The sequence below is a fragment of the Phocaeicola sartorii JCM 17136 = DSM 21941 genome (genome assembly GCF_054653615.1).
On the sequence record NZ_BAAIFW010000006.1, the window covers coordinates 1216405 to 1240224 of the forward strand.

A 23820-nucleotide genomic window follows, 5' to 3' on the forward strand; every position below is an offset into this window, starting at 1 on the left:
AGATACGTTCTTTCCGCTGCTTTTACAAATAAACGTTCGTACTTTTTAGCCTCTATTCATTGAGCCAGCTCCTTCAGTATCATTTCTATTTTCTGAAAGAGTTGTCCTATGTGCGCTCCGTCTACAAAAGCATGGCTTACGGTGAAGGCGATGGGCATAACCAATCTTCCTTCGCGTGTCACTACTTTGCCGGCATTCATCAGCGGATAGTCCAGTGGACGGTCGGGAGCCATCTGCGTGTAGGTGAGCGAAGTGAAATAAAGCTGAGGCGTGGCGCTCAGTTGGATGATGTCAAAATCACCTTGCTCTGTAATCGCTTTTTCGGCTCCATACGGGTCGCCGTCTTCGGGAATATGATGGACGATGTGGTATGCCTCGGCATAAAAACGCTCAAAATCCTCGTGGTAAGGGATGCGGACGGTGTAGAAAGTCTTGCCGGGGACGGCGATGGGTGAGATGATGTCTACTTGGTCATGATAGACCACCTGTCCGTTTTTGTCCGTGCGGAAACGGAATTCTTTCACCTCATTGGCGGCACGTAGCACGGCGTACAGATAATACAGGAAAAAAGAACGTTTAGCGGCTTTTGCGGCGGGAAATGCTTCGGTGCAATCTACTTCACTGGTGATGGATATCCATGAATTATGGAAGTTGCGGAAGAAATTGTAATTGTCCCGGCGTTCCCAGGTTTCAATGTCTACTATATGTTTCATATTTTGAATTTTTGTGCTACTTTGCGGTAAGTGGGCATGTCTACACCCATCTTTTCACCCAGTGCGATCATATCAAACAACAATCCTTGTATTTCGGACTCATGTCCTTTGGCGATATCCTTCTGCATGGAGGCGGTACTGTCCGGGTCCAGTTTGTCTATCACTTTCAAATTATATTCTATCGGGTCTTCTACATAGGTAATTCCCATCTTGCGACCTATTTCCGAACTTTCTTTGGATAGACCGGTAAAGGTGTCGCGTTCTGCTCCGGGATGTTGCAGCGGGCCCATCGGTACCTCATGATAGGCTCCTGTGCAAGCCATGGCCGAGATGAATGACCATTTGATGAAGGTGTCGCGATTGATATCATCCGAGATCTCGACTTTGATCCCTGCATTTCTCAGTACGCCGGCAACGGCTTCCAGGCGTTCCAGAGCTACACCTTGGTGGGGACGTGCGCCAAAAACCAGCCGGAATATCTTGCCCATTTGTGTGATTTCGCCCGGTCCGGAGACGAAGCCTACAATGTAGATGCATCCGTCCAGTACCGTTACACGTGGCACAAGTTGCCCGATGCGGGGGCCTGTACCGTAAACATTCAGAATGGGGATAATCAGGGTGTCTTTGTCCGAGGCTTTCTCCAACAGGTCTTTGACGGAGTCCAGGGAGTATCCCTTTACGCATACAAAGATTACGTTGGCCTTCTCGTTGTATTCCTCGGCTGTACAGGCTTGTACAGGCAGAAAATGATTGCCTTTCAAGTCCGATTTCAAGTGAAGTCCTTTTTCACGAATGGCTTCCAGATGTTTGCCGCGGGCAATACATGTTACATCTTTTCCTGCTAAAGCAAGAAAACCGGCGATGCTTCCTCCAACGCCGCCGGTTCCTACGATTAGATATTTTTCCATATTAGTTGTATTTCGCTGTAGAGCAACAGGAGTGAGGGTAGTCTGTCAGACGAACAGCTACTTTGGTGTCCTGCAGCCCTACTGTTTTCGTTTATACATTAAAGCGGAAGTGCATGATGTCGCCGTCCTGCACCACGTATTCTTTTCCTTCCACGCCCATTTTTCCGGCTTCTTTTACGGCAGCTTCCGAGCCATATTTAATGTAGTCCTCGTACTTGATCACCTCGGCGCGGATAAATCCTTTTTCGAAATCGGTGTGGATGACTCCTGCGCATTGGGGTGCTTTCCATCCCTTGCGGTAAGTCCAGGCTTTCACTTCCATTTCTCCGGCGGTGATGAAAGTTTCCAGTTCCAGCAGGTGGTAAGCCGATTTGATCAGACGGTTTACACCTGATTCTTCCAGACCGACTTCCTGAAGGAACATCTGACGGTCTTCGTAGGTTTCAAGTTCTGCGATATCGGCTTCGGTCTTGGCGGCCACAACCAGAATTTCTGCATTCTCTTCTTTTACGGCCTCGCGTACTTGTTCCACATATTTATTGCCGGTAGCAGCGCTTGCTTCGTCCACGTTACATACGTACATCACCGGTTTGCTGGTCAGCAGGAACAGTTCTTTTGCGATCTTCTGTTCGTCTTTGGTGTCAAATTGTACGGTACGAGCAGATTTGCCTTGTTCCAGTGCGTCTTTGTATTTAACAAGTATATCATACGTTTGTTTAGCTTGTTTGTCACCGCCCGTCTGTGCCTGTTTTTGTACTTTTTGGATGCGGCTTTCAATGGTTTCCAAGTCTTTCAGCTGAAGCTCGGTGTCAATGATTTCTTTGTCACGGACCGGATCTACGCTACCGTCCACGTGGGTCACATTCTCATCGTCAAAACAACGGAGTACGTGCAGTATGGCGTCTGTTTCACGGATATTTGCCAGAAACTTGTTTCCTAGTCCTTCACCTTTGCTGGCTCCTTTTACGAGTCCGGCAATGTCTACTATTTCTACAGTAGTGGGAACGATACGTCCCGGATGAACCAGTTCGGCAAGTTTGGTCAGGCGTTCGTCGGGAACGGTGATGACACCTACATTCGGTTCGATAGTACAGAAAGGAAAGTTGGCTGCTTGAGCCTTTGCATTCGATAAACAATTAAAAAGGGTCGATTTTCCTACGTTCGGAAGACCGACAATGCCACATTGTAAAGCCATTATCTATTTGTTTTTTTGATTATTATCTATGTATTTGCCTGCAAAGATAACCATTCTTTTTATATCAGACTTCATATTAAAGTCAGAATTGGCTTTTTATATACAAAAAGGGCAACCGTCGCGGTTGCCCTTTCGTAGAGTTTTTATGAAAAGTGTTAGATTGTTAGAATAGATTTATCTGTCCATAGTTACGGTCATTTCAGGTACTAATATATATTCTTTCTTTTTAGAGTTCCATTTGTAATATTCAGTAGTCATACTTTTGTTACCGTATGTATAACGGATGCAGAGGTCGTTTTCCCAGCGGTTCTTGTTGCTGTTCCACTTTTGTGCCTCGTCTTCAGTGCGTTGGTTGTTGGCGTCATACTTGTAATTGTGCTTCATGTAATTAGTGAGCATGTTGCCGTCCATTTTAAAAATCGTTTCCGAAACAACTACTCCATTTACTTCTTCTGCATTGTAAATCAGGTTGTCACCCGGATTTCCTGCAAAAACTGTAAGGTTAGCAATAAATAAAATTGCTACAACGAGCATTCCTTTCAAAAAATTGATCTTCTTCATGATATTGATATATTAGATTGTTACTTTCATATTGTTCTCAAAAGCGGTGCAAATGTACGAAAGAAAATTGAATCTCCTAACATTTATGCTAGAAAATGATGATATTTTTGCAAAATGTCACTAATTAAACAAATATTAAGAGTTGACTAAGGGTTGGATATTGCATTTGTCTTGTTTCCTCTTTTCCGCTCCCGTCCGGAATAACAAATGAAAAGCTCAGCGGACTTTCTCCAATCCATTGAGCTTTGATGGTATAAATACTTTATATCTAGTGAGGCTTGTCTTGCAGATGGCCTGTGCCTGTATACCTTAATGTGCTTCAAGCCAGTTGCTTCCCCAACCACAGTCTGCGCGTAAAGGCACTTGCATGCGGTAGGCGTTTTCCATCTCTTCAATCACAATCTTTTGTACTTTGTCCTTCTCTTCGGGCACAACGCTGAAGTTTAACTCATCATGCACCTGAAGTATCATTTTGGACTTTATACTTTCAGATTGAAAGCGCTGGTATATGCGTACCATAGCTACCTTGATTATATCGGCCGCACTTCCCTGGATAGGAGCGTTGATGGCATTCCGTTCGGCATATCCGCGCACGACCGAATTTCTGGAATTGATATCCGGAAGATAGCGCTTGCGGCCGAATATGGTTTCAATATATCCTTGTCCGCGGGCAATATCGATGCTTTTGTCCATATATTCTTTTATTTGGGGATAAGTTTCAAAATAGCCGTCTATCAGTTCTTTTGCCTCTTTGCGGTCTACATTCATACGTTCTGCCAGTCCGAATACGCTGATGCCGTAGATGATGCCGAAATTCGCTGTCTTCGCTTTACTGCGTTGTTCGCGGGTAACCTTGTCTATACTTATTTTATAGACTTTGGCTGCGGTGGCGGCATGAATGTCGTCTCCTTCCTTGAAGGCCTCTATCATATTGGTGTCTCCGCTAAGGTGCGCCATGATGCGTAGCTCAATCTGTGAATAGTCGGCGGAGAAGAATTCGCAACCATCATCGGGAATGAAGGCCTTGCGGATTTCCTTGCCGTCTTCGTTGCGGATGGGGATGTTCTGCAGATTCGGGTTGCTGGAACTCAGCCGGCCGGTAGCTGTGACCGTTTGATTGAACGAGGTATGAATTTTACCTGTTTCCTTATTGATCAATAGGGGCAGAGCATCGATGTAAGTACCGAGAAGTTTCTTTAGGCCGCGGTGTTCCAATATCTTGCCTACTATCTCGTGTCTTCCTCGCAGACTTTCCAATACTTCTTCACTGGTGACATACTGTCCGGTTTTGGTTTTCTTGGCCTTCTCTACGATACGCAGCTTGTCAAACAGCACTTCGCCTACCTGTTTGGGTGAGGCGATGTTGAAATCTGTACCCGCCAGTTGGTGCACTTCTTCTTCTATTTGGTTCATGCGGGCGGTGAAATGTTCCGAACTCTGTTTCAAGGCTTCGGTATCTACACGCACGCCGTTGCGCTCCATATATGCAAGTACGGGTACCAGGGGCATTTCTATTTCGTAGAAAAGTTTTTCGGCATCGTTGGTTTTCAATTCCTGTTCCAGGATGTTTTTCAATTTCAAGGTGACATCGGCGTCCTCGCACGCGTACTTATAAATAGCTTCGGGGGAGAGGTCGCGCATGTTCTTCTGACCTTTGCCTTTGGGGCCAATCAGTTCTTCGATGTGGATCGTCTGATAATGCAGGTAGATTTCGGCAAGGTAGTCCATGTTGTGACGCAATTCCGGTTGTAGTACATAATGTGCCACCATGGTATCGAACAGAGGCCCGCGCACTTCAGCCCCATAGTTGCCCAGTACCAGCATATCGTATTTTATATTTTGCCCTACTTTCAGTATGCCTTCCTTTTCGAAGGCCGGGCGGAACTCATTAACTATTTTTTGCGCTTCAGCCCGATCGGCAGGTACAGGGACATAAAATGCTTGGTTTTCGGCATAGCTGAAGCTCATTCCCACAAGTTCTGCGGTAATGGGATCGGTTCCTGTAGTTTCCGTATCTAGACTGAAAATTTCTTTTGTAAGTAAGTTTTGTAATAATACGCTTCTTTTCTCTTCTGTATCAATGAGTTGATAGTCGTATTTTAAATTATCTAAACATGCGAGACTTGAATATTTCTCGCTTTCCGTCCCTCCGTCAGTAAATTCTGCAAAGAGATCGCCTTGTGCGGAGGGCTGTGAGGCAGATCGTCCGGTGGTGGTGTCCGGTTGGTCAAAAAGAGTGGGGCCGTCACCGAATAATGAACCTTGTGCGTTTCCTTTCGTTTTTGGAGCGGCATTTGCAAAAGCCGTTTTCTTGTCTTTGTTGAAAATGCGGTCGATGAGGGTACGGAATTCCATCTCTTCAAAAATCTTCCGTAGTTCCTCTTCATCCGGTTCTTCCCTTTTCAGTTCGTCCATGTTCAATGTGATGGGGACATCAATCTTGATGGTTGCCAGGAATTTGGAGAATTCAATCATTTCCCGGTTGGTTTCCACTTTGGTCTTCAAGGCTCCCTTCAGCTCGTCGGAGTGGGAGAGGAGGTTTTCGATGCTGCCATATTGTGCGATTAATTTTTGTGCCGTTTTCTCTCCCACGCCCGGACAGCCGGGAATGTTGTCGGAACTATCGCCCATCAGTCCCAGCATATCAATGACTTGTGCGGGCGACTGGATATCGAATTTTGCCTTTACTTCTTCTATGCCCATCACCTCAAAGCCGCCTGTATGCTTGGGGCGGTACATGAAGACATTTCCGCCTACCAGCTGACCGTAGTCTTTGTCCGGGGTCATCATATAAGTAGTGATGCCCTGTTTGCCGGCTTCGGTGGCCAGGGTGCCGATCACGTCGTCGGCCTCGTATCCCGCTACTTCCAGAACAGGAATGCGGTAGGCCCGGATAATTTCCTTTATAATGGGTACGGACAAACGGATTACCTCGGGCGTTTCTTCGCGTTGCGCCTTGTATTGTTCATACGCCTCGTGCCGGAAGGTGGGGCCGGCGGGGTCGAATGCCACACCGATGTGCGTAGGATTTTCTTTCTTCAACACCTCTTCCAGCGTATTGACAAATCCCAGCACGGCTGAAGTGTTGAAACCCTTGGAGTTAATGCGCGGGCTTTTGATGAAAGCGTAATACGCACGGTATATTAATGCGTATGCATCTAATAGAAAAAGTTTGTCCATTCTTAAAAATCTTTAGTTTTTTCATTGTAAAAGTACAAAAAAATACCGTATTCCGTCTTTTATTACTATTTTTGTGCACAAATAAACCTGCATGGACAAATTACAGCAAATCAAATTGCCTATTGACAAGGAGTTTGAAGAATTTAGAAGGTTGTTTGACTCTTCGCTCCAAAGTTCCAATTCTTTACTTAGTGAGGTATTATCCTATATTAAGCGGAGAAATGGCAAGATGATGCGTCCCATACTGGCGTTGCTGATTGCTAAATTATTCGGTGAAATCAATGATTCTACGCTTCATGCGGCTCTTTCATTGGAGTTGCTTCATACGGCCAGCCTGGTGCACGATGATGTGGTGGACGAGAGTGACAAGCGCCGTGGGCAGTCTTCGGTAAATGCGATCTATAATAATAAGGTGTCGGTTCTGGTAGGCGACTATATGCTGGCAACCAGTCTGAAGCATTCTGCCATGACCCGCCAGATTAGGATTGTAGATTTGGTGGCTTGTTTGGGACAGAACTTATCTGAAGGCGAGATTATTCAATTGGCGAATATTAATGCTTCCGAGTTCTCGGAAGAAGTGTATTATGATGTCATCCGTAAAAAGACGGCTGCATTGTTTACTGCCAGTGCGGAAGCGGGGGCCATTTCGGTTCATGCATCCGATGAAATGATGAAAAATGCGCGTCGGTTTGGTGAAATGATTGGTATTGCTTTCCAGATAAAGGATGATATCTTCGATTATTATTCTTCTGATGAGATAGGTAAACCTACCGGAAACGATATGCGTGAAGGAAAGCTGACACTGCCGGCTTTGTATGTATTGAATACATTTGATGATGGGGAGATGCGGAAACTGGCGCTGCGCATCCGGTCATTGGATGCTTCGGATGAGGAAATTGCCCGTTTCATCGAGTATATCAAAGTGAAGGGAGGGATAGAGTATGCCAGACAGGCAATGGCGGATTATCGTAATAAGGCATTGGCTTTACTTCCACCATCAGCCGACCGGACTGTAAAAGATGCCTTGACCGCTTATATTGATTATGTGATCGAAAGAGATAAGTAGTACGATTGTTTGAAGATGCGTACTTCAAAAAAAATCAGGCGTGGTTCTTAATGCAATAAGAGCCGCGCCTGAACTTTTGGGGGATACGCCTTTCCTTGGTGGAAGGTCTGCGTTTAAAATAACCGGAATAGATAAGGCTCATTCCGGTCACTTTAAGTGTGGTTGTTATTTAAATAGTAAACCGGTTCTTTGTTTAGAAGAACTTGGTTTCCTGGCCTACAATTTCTGAGAGAAGCAGGTTGGCCAGCCGGCTTGTTCCCAGGCGGAATAATTCGTTTGTCAGCCATTCTTCACCTAACACTTCTTTTACAATGGTATAGTAAACCAAGGCGTCGTGTACGGTGTTGATTCCTCCGGCAGGTTTGAAGCCTACTTTGCGGCCTGTTACCTTATAATATTCTTTGATGGCCTCGCACATCACCAAGGCAGCTTCGGGAGTGGCGGCGGGATTTTCCTTTCCGGTAGAGGTTTTGATGAAATCGGCTCCGGAATACATCGATAAAATGGACGCTTTTTTGATGTTGGATGCGCTTCCCAGTGCTCCGGTTTCCAAGATCACTTTCAGGTGATGCTCGCCACATACCGCCTTTAATTCTTCTATCTCATCGCACATTCCTTCATAGTCTTCACTCAGGAACTTGCCTACCGGAATGACGATATCTATCTCGTCGGCTCCGGTATGGAGAGCCATGGCTGTTTCGGCTACCTTTACTTCGATAAAGGTTTGCGAGGAGGGGAAACCACCCGATACACAGGCTATGTTTACATGGTCTGCTTCCAAGGTGTCGTTCACTACTTCCGCCATATTGGGATATACGCAGATTGCGGCCACATTGTCCAGATCAGGGTACTTGTCAACAAATTCGTTTACCTTTCCGGTGAATTTCATCACGCTTTCATCCGAGTCGGTGCACTTCAGAGTAGTCAGGTCAATGCAATGGAACAGGAATTTCTTCACGTCCGGTGTATTGTTTTCTGCTACATGTTTCTCGATGAGCAGGGCGGCTTTCGCCTTCACATCCTCATCGCGCAAATGGGTGTTATACTTGGCAAGCGCTTCTTCGTACTTGCTGTGGTTGGCTTCGTGATTATGTTCCATAATTCTTTATAATTTGGGGTTGTTTTTATGTCTGTCTTTGTCTCTATTTGTTTTCTTCTCCAGGTTTTGACGGAAGGCTTCGGTCAGGTTTACTCCGGTCTGGTTGGCCAGACAGATAAGGACCCACAGCACATCTGCCATTTCATCGGCAAGGTTGTCTTTCTCTCCTTGCTTGAAAGACTGATCTCCGTATTTGCGCGCCATCACACGTGCCAGTTCTCCTACTTCCTCGGTCAGAACGGCCATATTGGTCAGCTCGCTGAAATAACGTACACCGTACGTTTTAATCCAGCGGTCCACTTCTTTTTGTGCTTCTTCCAGTGTCATTATTCCTTGTTTTTGGTATCCATACATATAGTAACAGGGCCGTTGTTCAGAAGTTCGACTTTCATGTCTGCTCCGAATTCTCCGGTGCCAACTTCTTTGCCCAGACCGAGGCTCAGTTCCCGGCAGAAATAATTGTAGAGGGGGATGGCTACATCGTGCTTTGCAGCACGGATGTAGGAGGGACGGTTGCCTTTCTTGGTAGATGCGTGCAGGGTGAATTGGCTGATAACCAATATGTTGCCATCTACTTCCAGGATAGATTTATTCATGACTCCATTTTCATCGTCAAAGACCCTCAATCCTATTATCTTTTTGCATAACCAGTCGGCATCTTCTTGTGTATCAGCTTCTTCAATGCCTACCAGTATCATGAATCCTTCTTTTATCGCCGATTTGCATACGCCTTCTATGGTAACAGAGGCGTGACTTACTCGTTGAATAACTACTCTCATATTTATGTTCTTTAATTCCTTGTTAGAAAAATTCTAGTTGTTTATCGGTAATGTCTCCGCTTCTACAATGGACAAAATGTTGCCGGCTTTTTGGTGTGACCGATATGAGGCAGAGCATGTCCCTGTAGCAGATGTATGCAAAGGTAGGAAATCCCTTTTATTCTGTGAGATTTTCTTTGATATTTTTAGCGGCTGCTTCACCTACCACAGCTGCAATCTCTTCCAATGAAGCCTGCTTGAGGCGGCTGACACTCTTGAAGGTTTTCAGCAGGGCGGTCTTTCTTTTTTCACCCACTCCCTTGATGTTGTCCAAGGCGGACGCCACCTGACTCTTGCTTCGCTTGTCCCGATGGAAGGTGATGGCGAAACGGTGTACCTCGTTCTGTATGTTTTCCAACAGATGGAACAAGGGAGTGCTTTGCTTCACACCGATGGTCAGCGGGGGGAACCCGTATAGTAATTCCGATGTGCGGTGCTTGCGGTCTTTGGCCAGTCCGGCTATGGGGATATCCAGTTGAAGTTCGTCCTCTATCACTTCTCTCACCACTTCCATTTGTCCCTTTCCACCGTCGGTAATGATGAGGTCGGGCAGGGGGGAACCTTCTTCTATGGCACGACTGTAACGGCGGCGTACCACCTCTTTCATTGAGGCATAATCATCGGGTCCGGTCACCGTCTTGATGATGTATTTCCGATAGTCCTTCTTGCTTGGTTTCGCTTTTTTGAAAACGACACAAGCGGCCACTGCGTCCGATCCTTGAATATTGGAATTATCGAAACATTCGATGTGGTTCGGTAGCTTTTTCATGTGTAGCTGCTCTTGGATTTCTTTCATCAGACGGACGCTTCTTTGTTCGGGATTCAACTTCTCCGCCTGCTTCAAGCGGTCCACTTTATACTGTTTCACGTTCATGACGGAAAGATCCAGCAAATGCTTCTTTTCTCCTCGCTGGGGGACGGTGAAGGAGACGTTGTTCATCTCCATATCCAGTTCAAAAGGTACGATGATTTCGCGGGAAGTGCTTTTATATCGTTCACGCATCTCAATAATGCCCAATTGCAGGAGTTCTTCTTTCGTTTCGTTCAGACGTTTCTTGTATTCGAAGGTGAAGGCTTGGTTGATGCATCCGTTTGTGATATGCAGATAGTTGATATAGGCTGAATTTTCTTCCATTTCAATGGAAAACACATCCACATTATGAATGATGGAATTAACGACTTCGCTCTTGGAACGATAGTTTTCTATCAAGTCATATTTCTCTTTTATCTTTTGCGCTTCTTCAAATTTCATATCGGTGGCAAGTGCCTGCATCTCTTCCATCAGCAGGTCGCTTACAATCTGGGTGTCTCCTTTCAGAATATTCTTGATTTCACCGATATTCTTCATGTATTCCTCGTGCGACTGCTGCCCGATGCAGGGCCCTTTGCAGTTCTTTATATGATATTCCAGGCATACGTTGAACTTGCCGGCGCGAATGTTTTCGGGGCTTAGATTGAGCTTGCAGGTGCGGATGGGATAGAGCTTTTTGATCAAGTCCATCACGGCAAGCATGGAGGGTATGTGACTGTACGGGCCATAATAGGAGGATCCGTTGCGGATGATCTGCCGGGTTTTGAAGATGCGTGGAAAATATTCGTTGCTTACACAAATAGAGGGATAGGTCTTGTCATCTTTCAGTAATACATTGTAGCGTGGCTTGTATTTCTTTATCAGGTTATTTTCGAGTAGAAGGGCGTCTTCCTCTGTTTTTACCACGATATAACGGATGTCTGCAATCTTGCTGACCAGCAATCGTGTCTTGCCGTTGGGATGCTCTCTGTTGAAATAAGAAGAGACTCTGCGCTTCAGGTTTTTCGCCTTTCCAACGTAGATAATGGTTCCTTCGGAGTTCAAGTATTGGTAAATGCCGGGACTGTCGGGCAGGTTTAGTACAATTCCTTTCAGATAGTCATTGGTTGTAATCTCTTCTTTTTCCATACATGCTTATTGAATATTCCTGTTGAAAGAACTGCTTCTTGGGTTGAACTTGCGGTTGGATATGCTATATCTTTCGGGTGCAACATCCTATATCTTCAAGTTGTAACATTATATATCTTACAGGCTGAAGATATATAATGTTACGGTCTTATGGTCTATGTTATTTTATGATGCTTCTATCGTTGTCTATTTATAAAGTAAGCAACGTATCCACCGTGATATCTTCGGGGAATGCCTTTCTGCCGTTCAGACCTCCCAGCTCGATAATGAAATTGATGAAAATCTTTTTAGCGCCACATCTTTGTACCAGGCGATGGGTGGCTGCCATGGTTCCGCCGGTAGCCAATAAATCATCGTGCAGCAGAACCACGTCGTTCTCATCGATGGCGTCTTTATGTATCTGAATGGTGTCGGTGCCATACTCTTTTGCGTATGTTTCCTCTACTACTTCTGCGGGAAGTTTGCCCGGCTTGCGTGCCATCACGAATCCGGCGCCTAGCCGTGCCGCCAGCGCACCACCCATAATGAAGCCGCGCGATTCAATACCTACTACTTTGGTGATGCCTTTGTCCTTGTACATCTCGTATAACGAATCCAGCATTTCCTGCAAGCACTCGGGATTTTTGAACAGGGTTGTCACATCATAAAACAGAATTCCCGGAATGGGGAAATCTGGGATCTCTCTTAAGTTTGCTTTAAGCGTTTCTTTGCTCATAACCAGTGTTTTATTGTTAGTCTATTAAATTACTTGTTTCACGTGAAACATATTTTGTTTCACCGTCCCAGCAGGACTAGTAAGACATTGATGTCGCTAGGAGAGATGCCCGGTATGCGGCTGGCTTGCGCCAAAGTCTCGGGATCTATCTTCATCAGTTTCTGCCGGGCTTCGGTAGAGAGCGAGTTCAATGAGTTGTAGTCGAACTTGCCTTTGATGCGGATGGCTTCCAGGCGATGTATCTTGTCGGCGATCATTCGTTCGCGGTCAATGTATCCTTGGTATTTGATCAGCACTTCGGCGGCTTCAATCACTTCTTCTTTACGGTCGGTGATTTGGTCCAGCAGGGCTTTGAAAGCCGGAATGTGCCCGGCTATATTTTCGATAGTAATCTGCGGACGGTTCAGCAGGTCGATTAGTTTGCAGCCGTGTGTCAGACGGGCAGTACCCAAACTTTCCAAAGCATCATTGATTAATGCGGCTTTGATGGAGAAGGTTTTGGCAAAGTCGATGATTCGGCTCACGGTTTCACGTTTGCTGCATAGATGTTCGTAACGGTCTTGTTTCACCAGTCCCAGCTTGTAGGCGCGTTCGGTAAGGCGCATATCTGCATCGTCTTGTCGGAGCAGGATGCGGTATTCGGCGCGGGAGGTGAACATCCGATAAGGTTCATCCACACCTTTGGTAACCAGATCGTCAATCAAGACACCGATGTAGGCCTCGTCCCGTCCCAGTGTGAACGGTTCGCCACCGTGGCAGTTGATGTGTGCGTTGATGCCGGCAATGATTCCCTGTCCGCCTGCTTCTTCGTAACCGGTGGTTCCGTTTACTTGTCCGGCAAGGAACAGGTTTTTGATTATTTTCGATTCCAACGTATGTTTCAGTTGGGTGGGGTCGAAGTAATCATATTCGATGGCGTATCCCGGGCGATAAACTACCAGATCTTTGAATGCGGGTACTTTCTTCAATGCGGCCAATTGTATGTCCATAGGCAGTGAAGAAGAGAATCCGTTCAGGTAAAGTTCCTGTGTGGTTTCTCCTTCGGGTTCCAGGAAAAGCTGGTGTTGCGGCTTGTCGGGGAAGGTCACGATTTTGGTTTCTATGCTGGGGCAATAACGTGGTCCGATGCTTTGGATTTGTCCGTTGAAAAGGGGAGAGTCGGGCAGACCTTTCCGTAGTATCTCGTGTACCTCTTCGTTGGTAAAGCAGGTCCAGCATTGCAGTTGTTTCAGCTTGCGCGGTTCGCTCATGAACGAAAAGCGGTGGAAGTCGTTTTCTCCGTCCTGTGTTTCCATCAGGTCGTAGTGCACGCTGCGTCCGTCTATGCGGACAGGTGTACCGGTCTTCATGCGTCCGGCGGTGATTCCGTGGCGGGTGATTGATTCGGTCAGATGGTAGGAGGCAGGTTCGGCCATGCGTCCTCCTGCCAGTTGTTTATGCCCGATGTGCATCAGCCCGTTCAGGAAAGTTCCTGCGGTGAGCACGATACATTTTGCGTGGAAGGTCACTCCCCAGCAAGTCGTGACTCCGGTGGCTTCGCCGTTTTCCACGATTAACTCCTCTACGGTGTCCTGCCAGATGTGCAGATTGGGAGTGTTCTCCAGAATCTCGCGCCATGCCCAGATAAACTTGCCGCGGTCACATTGGGCGCGGGGGCTCCACATGGCGGGACCTTTAGAGCGGTTGAGCATACGGAACTGTATGGCTGTACGGTCTGTAACCAGTCCCATGTAGCCACCTAATGCATCTATCTCTCTTACGATTTGTCCCTTGGCGATACCACCTACGGCAGGGTTGCAACTCATTTGCCCGATTTTGTTCATATCCATGGTAATCAGGCAGGTCTTCGAACCCATGTTGGCTGCGGCCGCGGCTGCTTCACAACCTGCGTGTCCGGCGCCTATTACAATAACGTCGTACTTAAAATCCATTGATTTATTTCTTTTTACCGATTGCAAAAATACGAATTTTACTCTGTAAAGCGGTGATAATACGGTTAAAAAGAATAGGTGGCGGCAGAAATCTGTTTCTGCCGCCACATCCTATAAACGTTATTCTTAAAGTAAACTGTTACCGGTTCTGCCTTGTATATCCTGTTATAGGGAAATCAATGCCAGTGCTTTGTTCTCGGCGTCTTCCATTATCTCCCGTTCACCGGGGCCTTTGTCGTTGATGCCGCACAGGTGCAGGATTCCGTGAATAATCACCCGGTGAAGTTCGCGGTCATAGGGCTGCTCGAATTGTTCGGCATTGGTGCGGACGGTATCCAGGCTGATAAATAAATCACCGGAGATACGGTCGCCCTCGCAATAGTCGAAAGTGATGATATCCGTGTAATAATCGTGTTGCAGATACTGTCGGTTCACTTCCAGTATTTTATCGTCCGAACAGAAGATATAAGCGATTTCTCCCACTCTTTTTCCATAACAGGCGGCTACTTCTTTAATCCATCCGGTGGTTTCTTTCTTTTTGATATCGGGCATCTTTACCCCCTCGGTTTGATAACTTATCATAGGCTGATTCTTTTTTAATAATGCACAAAGATACGCAAAGTATTTCAGCCGAAGAAAAGATAGCAGATAAGAATGGCTGCAATGACTCCTGCCGCATCGGCCAGCAGTCCGCAAGGAACGGCGTGGCGTGTCCTCACCACTCCCACGCTGCCGAAATATACTGCCAGAATATAAAAGGTGGTGTCGGTGGAGCCTTGGAAGATACAGGACAGTCGGCCTACAAAGGAATCGGGGCCGTATGTGGTCATGGCATCCACCATCAGTCCGCGTGCCCCGCTTCCGCTCAAGGGCTTCATCAGTGCCGTAGGGAGTGCTCCGACGAAATCACTGTTGATGCCGCATAACTTTACGGCGCTGCCAATGCCGCCGATCAAATAATCCATCGCTCCCGATGCACGGAAGACTCCGATGCCTACCAGTATGGCTACCAGGTAAGGAATGATGCGCACGGCGGTACTGAATCCTTCTTTGGCCCCTTCGACAAAGGAGTCGTAAACATTGATTCTTTTTCTGATTCCTGCCACAATAAATCCGATGATGATCAGGAATAGGAAGACATTGGCAAAGGTGGTGGAGTAGATGTCTATCTGGTCTCGTGACAAGGTGTGGAAGAAATAAATAATTCCTGCCACCAGTACACTCATCCCTCCCAGAAAGAGGAGGATGGTACGGTTGAACAGATTGATTCTCTGATAAATGCTTACAGCCACAATACCTGCCAGAGTAGAGAAGAAAGTTGCCAGCAGGATGGGTATAAATATGTCTGTAGGTTGGGCTGCTCCCAGTTGCGCACGATATACCATGATGCTGATAGGAATCAGTGTAAGCCCTGATGTATTCAGTACCAGGAACATGATCATGGGGTTGCTGGCAGTATCTTTCTTGGGGTTCAGCTCTTGCAGCCCCTCCATCGCTTTCAGCCCCAGGGGGGTGGCGGCATTATCCAGCCCCAGCATATTGGCCGCCAGGTTCATAAAGATGCTGCCTGTTACCGGATGCCCTTTAGGGATATCGGGAAAAAGTTTGCTGAACAGAGGTCCCAGTAACCGGGAAAACAGGGCAATGACCCCGCCTTGTTCACCTATTCTCATAATGCCCAGCCAGAGGGACAGTACACCGGTCAGGCCCAATGAAATCTCAAAAGCGGTTTTAGAGGAATTGAACGTGGAATTGATAATTTCGGGGAATACTTGCGTATCGCCTAAAAAGACGAGACGTATCAACGCTACCACAAAGGCTGTCAGAAAAAAGGCTATCCAAATGTAGTTCAGAACCATAAAACTTAATGTGTTTTTTATTTGCACACAAAAGTACGAATAAATCCTGTATTTCGGACAAAGATAGGGGTTGTTTCTTTTTAAGCGATTCTCGGTGGTTGATAGAATGGATGGAAGTTCGCTTTTCAGCATAAAGGCTGTCTTTTTGCTTGGATATATTGCTTTTGTTGATCGTGAAATGCGTTTGATGCCTTCGTTTTATAAATAAATGCTTGGGATAAGTTCTTGTTTCTTTCTTCCATCTGGAAAGCGGATGCTGGAAAGTAGTTATCTTCCTTGCCAAGAAATGATTTTTAACTTATATCTTTGTTTGTTTCTTGTCTTAAACTGCTATTTTTATATCAATGGTTGACTAAAAAGATATACTATGAACTATTCAATGTTATTTATCGGTCTGTTTTTGGTGGCTCTGGGTTTTCTGGTACGGCGTTATCCCATACTCATCTCCGGATATAACACCATGTCGGCAAAGGAAAAAGAGAATGTGGATATTAAGGGGCTTTCGGCTTTCATGTGCCGATGCCTGGTAGTGATGGGGGTGGCGCTCAGTGGTAGTTATTATTTTTGCGTCTGGATGCAGTGGTGGACGATAGTTGCATACGTACCGGTGTTCGTTCCGCTGATTTTTGTTGTATATGCGCTGGTGAAGGCGCAGAAGTATGATCACAATCGGAAAAATAATAATCAAAAACAAAGGGGAACATAGAATGAAAACCAAGGAAAAGAAGATTCATTCTTAAGATCAGAAGAAAAGAAAATAACCAAGAAAGTGATGAAAGAACCGTTGGGGGCGGAGAACTATAAATGAGTTGAAACGGGCTGTTCACTATCTCGGACTTCAGTCAGTAATTCCTGTGATTGCTGGTTAGGCAAAATAGAGCTTTTAGCCATATACTCTTTATTATTGGCATAGATAAAGAGTACACTTCCTCCTTTTATTGTATTGATAATAGGCCTGGTCAGTGCCTGCGGCAAAGCCGGACAACCGAAACTTCGGCCCAGCCTGCCTGACCGGCAGACGGAGGGATTGGCGTATGCGGCGCCATGAACTACGATGGCACGCTCGCGGGCCCGGTCATTGATTCCTTTTTCCAGCCCGTCCAATAAAAGGGAGTATCCGTTTCTACCTTGATAAGTATTTCCGGTAAGATAGAAGCCGAGGGAACTTTTGTAAGAGCCGACTTCGTTGGAGAAAGAGGTAGCATAGTTCTCACCGCTGTTTTTCCCATGCGAGACCACTGATGAGTATAGCATCTTTTTCTGTTCCATATCAAAGACAAACAAACGCTTTTCGGTGGATGGCTTGGTGAAATCAATCAATGTCAGTATCGGTTTGCTTTTCTGTTCTATCCGGTTGTATCCTGCCACAGCCTGCCGGAATGCCAGGAAGTTGACCACTCCTCCCAATTGCATGTCTTCGAATAACTGTTCACCGTCTGTTTTTTGAGATGCAGGGACAGATGTGGCAACCTTCTTTTCGGGTGTAGCCGTCCGCGTCGATACATTGCTCGCCGGAAAGAGAAAAAGGAACAGGAATAAAAAAACTTTTTGCATACGTATGGAAAAACTGGATAACGGGCGCAAAGTTACGCACATTTCTATTCCAAAACAAATATAATCGTCTCATTAACAGGTGCCCAATCGAAAATAAACTTGGCGTGAGAGGTGGCGTTTCTTACACACATGTGCGAGCGGGGGATGGTGCCCAGCGTATAACTGTACTCTATGATTCCTGTTGCCGGCGCATTGGTGGGCACTCCGTGAATATAACCGCCATTGTTGAAACGGCTGGCGTAGGGTGCGAAACCACCGGTGGCGGCAGAACCGTCTTTCAGAAAAATCATCCTGGCCTTCTTCTCTTGCAGGACGAACATACCCAATGGAGTTTCCTGAGCGTATGGAGGACGATGTTGTCCTGTTGTAGCAGGATTCATGCTGCGTATCAGCCAGTGTCCCTCTTCTTTCCGTTCCAAGGTGGCTATATTCTGGTTATGGCGGTCTACAAAAACGGCTCTGTTGAACACCACGCTGTCGGGAATCAGTTTTATGTATTGGGTGGGAGCATACCATTCGCCGCCTATAAAGATAGGTTCTACTTTGGTAAACTTTCCCTGCTTACCCAGGTGGCGGGTGAGCAGTCCGTCCAGTCCGTAGCGTTCGGCGGTAAGGGTGTCGTCTGTCAGGAAGAGAGGAATTCCCTGATAGCGTTCCACTCCCAATGTGTCGGCTATCCGTTTGTATGCGTCCCTTTTGAAGTTTTTCACCAACGGTGCTTCTCCGTTCCGGTTTTTATAATTCTGTAAGATGCACCATTGTGCCGGCTTTCTCCGGATATTCTCCAGCAACGCCAGCCGTTCCTTTATTTTCTCCCATTGGAAATGGCGGGTAGTATCTTTATAAGGATAGGTGTCCTCCAACGTATGTTTATCATACAGCAGCTCCTTGTCAAGCCGGATGTCTCCGGGCTTGATCTCTTTTTCTGCCACTTCGTCTATGGCTTCCGTCACAGTATTGTGTACCTCCGCTATCACTTCCTGTATTTCACGATTTGTCTTCGGGGTACACGAGCAAATTGTACAAAAACTGGTCAATAAATATATGAATCCTATTTTTTTCATCATAGATACCGGTTTGTGGCTTTCTTCTACAAATATACTTCTTTAAAAGGAATAAACATCCATTTTTGTTTTCAAAAAGCAGTGAAAAATTCCTGTTTCTTTGAACAATCTCCCCCATTGTAAACCTTATAAAGGACCGCTGGGAATAATCGCTTATCTTGGCTTGAGGTTTTTACAGAAAAAAAGAATTAACTTAAAAACAAGTGTAATGATGGAATCAACTAGAGTAAGAAGTAAAAGATTATCCTTCTCAGGTAAGAAGACTTTGTCTTCCTTTATGCAAGTGAATATTGCCAGTATGAAACAGTCTGGGAAATTGCGTACAAGCGAGACGTACCGCTCGGCGCTGAACAGTTTCATGAAATTCATGGATGGCAAAGATATACTGTTGAGCAGTATGGACTCCGAGCTGATGATGGGGTATGAGACTTATTTAAAAGCACAGGGGGCAAGCATGAATACGGTTTCTTTTTATATGCGTATTTTACGTGCAACGTACAATCGTGCGGTGGATAAAGGAGTGATTAGACAACGTTTTCCTTTTAAACGTGTCTATACGGGAGTGGAGAAAACAGTGAAACGGGCTGTTTCCTTCAAGGTGATCAAGCAAGTGAAGGATATGGATTTAAGCCATTCTCCCTCCATGGATTTTGCACGTGATATGTTTATGTTCAGCTTCTACACCCGGGGGATGTCATTTGTGGATATGGCTTTTCTTAAAAAAACGGATTTAAGCAATGGCATGCTGACTTATAGAAGAAAGAAGACAGGTCAGTTACTTTCCATCCGGTGGGAAAAGTGTATGCAGGATATTGTCGATAAATATCCCGGAAACTTCTCGGTTTACCTTCTCCCCATTATAACCCATATCAAGAAAGATGAAAGATTACAGTATAAGAATTCCATCTGTTTGGTAAACAGGAGATTAAAAGAAATAGGGAGGACGTTGGGGCTTGTCCATCCTCTGACCATGTATGTGGCGCGCCATTCATGGGCCAGTGTTGCCAGAGGCAAGCACATTCCTCTTTCAGTGATTAGTGAGGGGATGGGGCATGATTCTGAAAAGACGACATTGATTTATTTGGCGGCATTGGATACGACCGTTATTGATAAGGCTAATATGGTGGTATTGAGAGAGTTTTTGTGATAACAGGATAAAGAATAGCTTCTTGGCAAAAAGAGGATGTCTTGTCACAGGATGTCCTTCATTTCACGGAAGCCAGCATAAGCCTGTATGTACGTATGTATGGACCTGCGCATACGTACGTATATCCTCCTGCTTATGTAGGTGTATGAGCATGTGTTTTCACACGCGGAATAAAACGCTGACTTAATAAAAGGAAAGGTAAGATTTACTTGGATTTTATTCTTTAAATTAGGAGGTAATCCTCTTATAGCAAGATGATTAGACAAGAAATGCAAAGTTGAAATATTGTATATCTCTTATTAAGAGATCTATATTTTGTCGCAAATTTAAGCAAAGTTTTGAGAATTAGAACAATTTAGCAAGGAAATTTAATAATTGATTCAAAAAAAACGTTTTCTGAATACATGATTTACTCTTCCAAAACCTTCTTATTTAAATGTAGTACACTGATTTATAAGGAATTATATCTTTTCGGTATATCTCTTAATAAGAGATCTATCGTATAACTACTAACATGCTATATAATAATGTATAGATGTGAAAATGGTGGAGCGAAGATTAAAAGTAAATAAAATATGGACTATCTATTCTTGAGACGACACAGACGTACTGCTACTTCAATGAGGCAGAAAAGCCTGCTTTTTAAGGCTGCCGAACGTCAGTGGGAGCTACAGTTCGCCGACAAGGGGACTGAAGGGAGAAAGGTGGATTGTACCCTATATAAATGTATATTGTATAACCTTGAAATAAAGCAAGTCTTTTTGGATCCGGAGCTTTCTTTGAAAAAATTTAGCGCAATGATTGACACCAACCAGACTTATCTGTCGAATGTGGTAAACAAGTATTTCAATTGCAATTTGAAGGAGTTGTTGAATACTTACCGCGTGGAATATGCCAAAGAGTTGCTCCATGCCGGAAAATGTTCATTAGATGAACTCCCGCAGCGATGTGGCTTTGCCTCCAGAAGTGCTTTCTATGCCGCTTTTAGTAAAATAGTCGGAATGTCTCCTTTGCGCTTTCAGGCTCGTGAACAGAATGCTTTACTTTCAGAATCAATGATTTATGTATAATCAATTTTAGTTTTTTAAATTTATAAATTTAAAGTTTTTCTATTATGAACAAAAAGTTTTTAAGTGCAATCCTGTTTGGTGCCTTGATGGTTACCTCGACAGGAACATTTGTATCTTGTAAGGACTATGATGATGACATCGACAGCTTGAACGAAAAGTTAGACAAGCTGGCTAAAGATTTGTCAGACTTACAGACTCAAGCTGGAACTTATGTGACAGCTGTTAAGTATGATGCCGCAACTGGTAAGTTGACTGTTACTGGTGGTAACGGTGAAACTTTCCAACTCCCGATGCCTGCTGAACTTCCTACTTATACATTGAAGGTTCAAGATGGCAAAGTACAGTTGTGGAACGGTAATACTCTTGTTTCTGAAGCAAGCTTGCCTGCTGCAGCAACTTCATTCGATCCTGCTCTGCTGAAGTGGAAGGATGGTTATTTGTATTACGGAGATGAGAAAATAGCAGGTGTAGAAAAACCGCAGAGCGTTGGTTCTATTTCAGAAGTGAAAGATGAATCTGGTGAAGTCATTGCTTATGTCATTGAATTAGATGGCAAATCCGCTAGATTCTCTTTGGTCGCTGATTTGAAAGCTTTGGTATTTGAACCGGAATTGTATTATGAAGGTATTGAAGCTATTGCGGTTAAATCATTCGTTTATAATGCTTTGACTGCTAAAGAAGTTAGTGCAGATGCTGATAATAAGGATGATGCTCCTACAGCAGCAACTACAACAACTGAGGTTACTCCTGAATTATCTGCTACATATCACATGAATCCATCTACAGCCGATGTTCGTAATCTGACTAAAGAAGATTTGACTTTCTTGGCTTACGATAAAGAATATGCTCGTGCTGCTGACGGAGTAGTAGTTCCTGAGATATCTAAGATTGAACCTAAAGATGGCAAGTTGACTGTTTGGGCTAAATTAACAGAAGGAACTATTAAAGATATTGCAGCCGATAAAAAAGTAACAGTCTTGGCTTTACAGGCTGATTATTTGAACGGCGATAACAAACGTTCGGTTATTACTTCTGATTACGCTGCGGTTAAGGCTATTAAGATTACAGATTTAGTGCTGAGTAATGCTAAAGTTGCTGGTGAAAGTCATTTGGTTACTACAGCTGCCGCTGCTATTGATAAGGATCATGCTCCTGAAGTAAAAGTTGCTTGGAATGAAACTGTCGATTTGGCCGAATATGTTCAAACTCATTATGGTAAAGCCGGTGATACTCATAAAGTATGGGATGAAAATGCAGCATCTGGCACAGTAGAAAAAGCCGGATTCAGTTATTCTTATGAATTGGTAGGTTATATTGATGGTAATAATAAGACTTCTCAAAGTGCACATGCCGCATTGAATGGCTCTGTTTTGAGACCTCAGTTGCCGACAGATGGTAAAGCTGCTGAATGGGGAGCTACAGAACAAAATCAAGCTACTGTAGGGCGTATGCCGTTGGTTCGTGTATTCTTGAATGATAATAACTCTAAGAAGAAAGTAGCTGTAGGTTACTTGAAGGTGGAAATTACAGGTGCTCCTGCTGAAGACCGTATCACTGCGACAACAGAATATACATTCAATGAAGAATTTACATTGAGCTGTAGAACTGAGGATTGGGTTCAGAATGTAACTTGGTTCCAGATTGAAGAACAAATTCTTGCTCAGTTGAATATCTCTAAAGAAGATTTCGAAAGAAGCTATATCTATGACGGACCGATGATTCAATATAGTGAAGCAACTTTGGCTGCTATGCCTTTGACTAAGTTGTCTACTAAAGTTGAACAAACTAAAACAGATATCAACGGTACAATGACCGAAGTATTGAAATGGACTATTCCTGCAAACTATGCTTATGAATATTTCAGTGCAAATGCTTCCATGAAGGCTATCGTTCGTTATACGAAAGAAAACAAGGACGCTAACAATGCGGTTATTTCTAACGATTATGTATATGTAACATTGACTTGGACGCCTAATCCTCGTAATGTGAACCCGACAGGTGTACTTGCTGATGCAAACAAGATTCAGAAATATTGGTTTGCTGCCAACTCTAATGAGGCAGGTTCTGGTTATAACGAAATTCACGTGAATGCTGAAGTTCCGGCTGAATCAGGCCATGATATTATGAATTTCAACAAGGTGATTTTGGAAACATTCAATAATGATAAGGTGGTTATTTCAGAGATAAACGCTGTATACAAGGACTTTGCTGATGCCAAACTGACTAAGAATTTCCGCTTTGTAGATCCGAAGGGTGCTGAAATGACAGGTGTATCTGGAGAGGTTTATACATTGACTGTTAATACAGACCGTACTCAGTTGATCGCTATTTCTAGAGCAAAAGCTAACTTTGTAATCGCTACTATTACTGCCAATGCTGATGGTAAGGAAGTTATTGCATTGGAAGAAAACGATGCTGCTAAAGACTTGCTGAATGTTGCCGGTCGTGACGAATTGGCTAAGAACCTGACTGCAAGAGTGGTTGTTGAAACTGTAAACGGATGCGATAAGTCATTGCATGCTGTAGAAAACGATCAGTTTGATGTGAAGTTCTTGCGTCCTATTACAGTAAAAGCTGCTGATATGGATAGCTTTAAAGATGGTGTAGATGTAGGCGCTGAAGGTTCTGAAATTGCTGTGAAGTTGGCATTTACAGACTGGAGAAATTATGAATTTAAGACTACTCCTATCAACTACTATACATACTATGATGTAAAATCAATTTCAATTGATACAGACAAAGCTCAGACCACCGTTAATGGTCAATATGAGGCAATGCCTACTGGTATGAAGGTTGAATATTCAGGAACAACTACAGAAGAAATTGCTAAGGGTAACTTTGGTACATTGACTTACATCAATAACAAGGCAGAAGTAGGTGAGTTCGATATCAAACTTCCTGTAATAGTAGAATATGCTTGGGGTACAGTAGAATTCGACATTGTATGCCACGTAGCTAAGACCGTAAAATAAACTGAGTGAGTAACTCTATTTATAATAAA

The 23820-nt window shown here is 44.5% G+C and carries 20 protein-coding genes; 5 read left to right on the forward strand and 15 right to left on the reverse strand.

Annotation, left to right across the window (positions count from 1 at the left end; translation table 11 throughout):
* Positions 1-56 precede the first annotated feature (56 nt).
* From ACYQ0C_RS21930 to polA, 5 genes are all read right to left on the reverse strand, one after another.
* Entirely contained in the window at positions 57-713 is a 657-nt protein-coding gene (locus ACYQ0C_RS21930) for a chloramphenicol acetyltransferase (RefSeq protein WP_016274978.1), read from the reverse strand.
* The gene (locus ACYQ0C_RS21935; RefSeq protein WP_016274979.1) at positions 710-1621 is read right to left on the reverse strand and encodes a ketopantoate reductase family protein; all 912 of its coding nucleotides are present in this window, start codon (positions 1619-1621) and stop codon (positions 710-712) included. Before ACYQ0C_RS21935 ends, ACYQ0C_RS21930 begins: the two co-directional genes overlap by 4 nt.
* 91 nt (positions 1622-1712) lie before the next feature.
* Positions 1713-2816, reverse strand: coding sequence for a redox-regulated ATPase YchF (ychF, locus tag ACYQ0C_RS21940; RefSeq protein ID WP_016274980.1), 1104 nt, complete (start codon positions 2814-2816; stop codon positions 1713-1715).
* Between the two features lie 174 nt (positions 2817-2990).
* Entirely contained in the window at positions 2991-3377 is a 387-nt protein-coding gene (locus tag ACYQ0C_RS21945) for a DUF3836 domain-containing protein (protein WP_016274981.1), read from the reverse strand.
* A gap of 309 nt (positions 3378-3686) precedes the next feature.
* Positions 3687-6557 (reverse strand): DNA polymerase I, encoded by a 2871-nt coding sequence (gene polA / locus ACYQ0C_RS21950; RefSeq protein ID WP_016274982.1) that lies wholly within the window; start codon positions 6555-6557, stop codon positions 3687-3689.
* A gap of 91 nt (positions 6558-6648) precedes the next feature.
* Here polA and ACYQ0C_RS21955 point away from each other — a divergent pair, with 91 nt between their 5' ends.
* Positions 6649-7623 (forward strand): polyprenyl synthetase family protein, encoded by a 975-nt coding sequence (locus ACYQ0C_RS21955; RefSeq protein ID WP_016274983.1) that lies wholly within the window; start codon positions 6649-6651, stop codon positions 7621-7623.
* A 193-nt stretch (positions 7624-7816) separates the two neighbouring features.
* Here the strand turns inward: ACYQ0C_RS21955 and deoC are convergent, their stop codons facing one another.
* From deoC to ACYQ0C_RS21995, 8 genes are all read right to left on the reverse strand, one after another.
* Complete coding sequence (gene deoC, locus ACYQ0C_RS21960) at positions 7817-8722, reverse strand: deoxyribose-phosphate aldolase (RefSeq protein WP_016274984.1); 906 nt, start codon at positions 8720-8722, stop codon at positions 7817-7819.
* 6 nt (positions 8723-8728) lie between these two features.
* On the reverse strand, positions 8729-9049 hold the full coding sequence (locus ACYQ0C_RS21965; protein ID WP_008666433.1) for a nucleotide pyrophosphohydrolase: 321 nt from the start codon (positions 9047-9049) through the stop codon (positions 8729-8731).
* The gene (gene dtd / locus ACYQ0C_RS21970) at positions 9049-9501 is read right to left on the reverse strand and encodes a D-aminoacyl-tRNA deacylase (RefSeq protein ID WP_016274985.1); all 453 of its coding nucleotides are present in this window, start codon (positions 9499-9501) and stop codon (positions 9049-9051) included. The genes ACYQ0C_RS21965 and dtd overlap by 1 nt, the downstream gene beginning before the upstream one ends.
* A 157-nt stretch (positions 9502-9658) precedes the next feature.
* Complete coding sequence (uvrC, locus tag ACYQ0C_RS21975) at positions 9659-11479, reverse strand: excinuclease ABC subunit UvrC (protein ID WP_016274986.1); 1821 nt, start codon at positions 11477-11479, stop codon at positions 9659-9661.
* 190 nt (positions 11480-11669) lie between these two features.
* A complete protein-coding gene (locus tag ACYQ0C_RS21980) occupies positions 11670-12194 on the reverse strand; it encodes an adenine phosphoribosyltransferase (RefSeq protein ID WP_016274987.1) in 525 nt (174 codons plus the stop codon).
* 59 nt (positions 12195-12253) lie between these two features.
* The gene (gene mnmG, locus ACYQ0C_RS21985) at positions 12254-14125 is read right to left on the reverse strand and encodes a tRNA uridine-5-carboxymethylaminomethyl(34) synthesis enzyme MnmG (protein ID WP_016274988.1); all 1872 of its coding nucleotides are present in this window, start codon (positions 14123-14125) and stop codon (positions 12254-12256) included.
* Between the two features lie 165 nt (positions 14126-14290).
* Positions 14291-14707: an rRNA maturation RNase YbeY gene (ybeY, locus tag ACYQ0C_RS21990; RefSeq protein WP_016274989.1), complete on the reverse strand. Its 417-nt coding sequence runs from the start codon at positions 14705-14707 to the stop codon at positions 14291-14293.
* 44 nt (positions 14708-14751) lie between these two features.
* Entirely contained in the window at positions 14752-15984 is a 1233-nt protein-coding gene (locus ACYQ0C_RS21995; RefSeq protein ID WP_016274990.1) for a nucleoside recognition domain-containing protein, read from the reverse strand.
* Positions 15985-16351: 367 nt separating this feature from the next.
* Between ACYQ0C_RS21995 and ACYQ0C_RS22000 the strand changes: the two genes are divergently transcribed.
* Complete coding sequence (locus ACYQ0C_RS22000) at positions 16352-16690, forward strand: DUF3784 domain-containing protein (protein ID WP_016274991.1); 339 nt, start codon at positions 16352-16354, stop codon at positions 16688-16690.
* A 92-nt stretch (positions 16691-16782) separates the two neighbouring features.
* Here the strand turns inward: ACYQ0C_RS22000 and ACYQ0C_RS22005 are convergent, their stop codons facing one another.
* The gene (locus ACYQ0C_RS22005) at positions 16783-17580 is read right to left on the reverse strand and encodes a murein L,D-transpeptidase catalytic domain family protein (protein ID WP_016274992.1); all 798 of its coding nucleotides are present in this window, start codon (positions 17578-17580) and stop codon (positions 16783-16785) included.
* Positions 17581-17582: 2 nt separating this feature from the next.
* Positions 17583-18602 (reverse strand): L,D-transpeptidase, encoded by a 1020-nt coding sequence (locus ACYQ0C_RS22010; protein ID WP_016274993.1) that lies wholly within the window; start codon positions 18600-18602, stop codon positions 17583-17585.
* A gap of 208 nt (positions 18603-18810) precedes the next feature.
* Between ACYQ0C_RS22010 and ACYQ0C_RS22015 the strand changes: the two genes are divergently transcribed.
* The 3 genes from ACYQ0C_RS22015 (at position 18811) to ACYQ0C_RS22025 (ending at position 23791) form a co-directional block, all read left to right on the forward strand.
* Positions 18811-19749, forward strand: a complete 939-nt coding sequence (locus tag ACYQ0C_RS22015; RefSeq protein WP_016274994.1) for a tyrosine-type recombinase/integrase — start codon at positions 18811-18813, stop codon at positions 19747-19749.
* 575 nt (positions 19750-20324) lie between these two features.
* The gene (locus ACYQ0C_RS22020) at positions 20325-20819 is read left to right on the forward strand and encodes a helix-turn-helix domain-containing protein (protein WP_016274995.1); all 495 of its coding nucleotides are present in this window, start codon (positions 20325-20327) and stop codon (positions 20817-20819) included.
* 44 nt (positions 20820-20863) lie between these two features.
* Positions 20864-23791 carry a hypothetical protein gene (locus ACYQ0C_RS22025; RefSeq protein WP_016274996.1) on the forward strand — a complete coding sequence of 976 codons (2928 nt, stop codon included), beginning with the start codon at positions 20864-20866 and terminating at the stop codon, positions 23789-23791.
* The last annotated feature ends 29 nt before the right edge of the window (positions 23792-23820 follow it).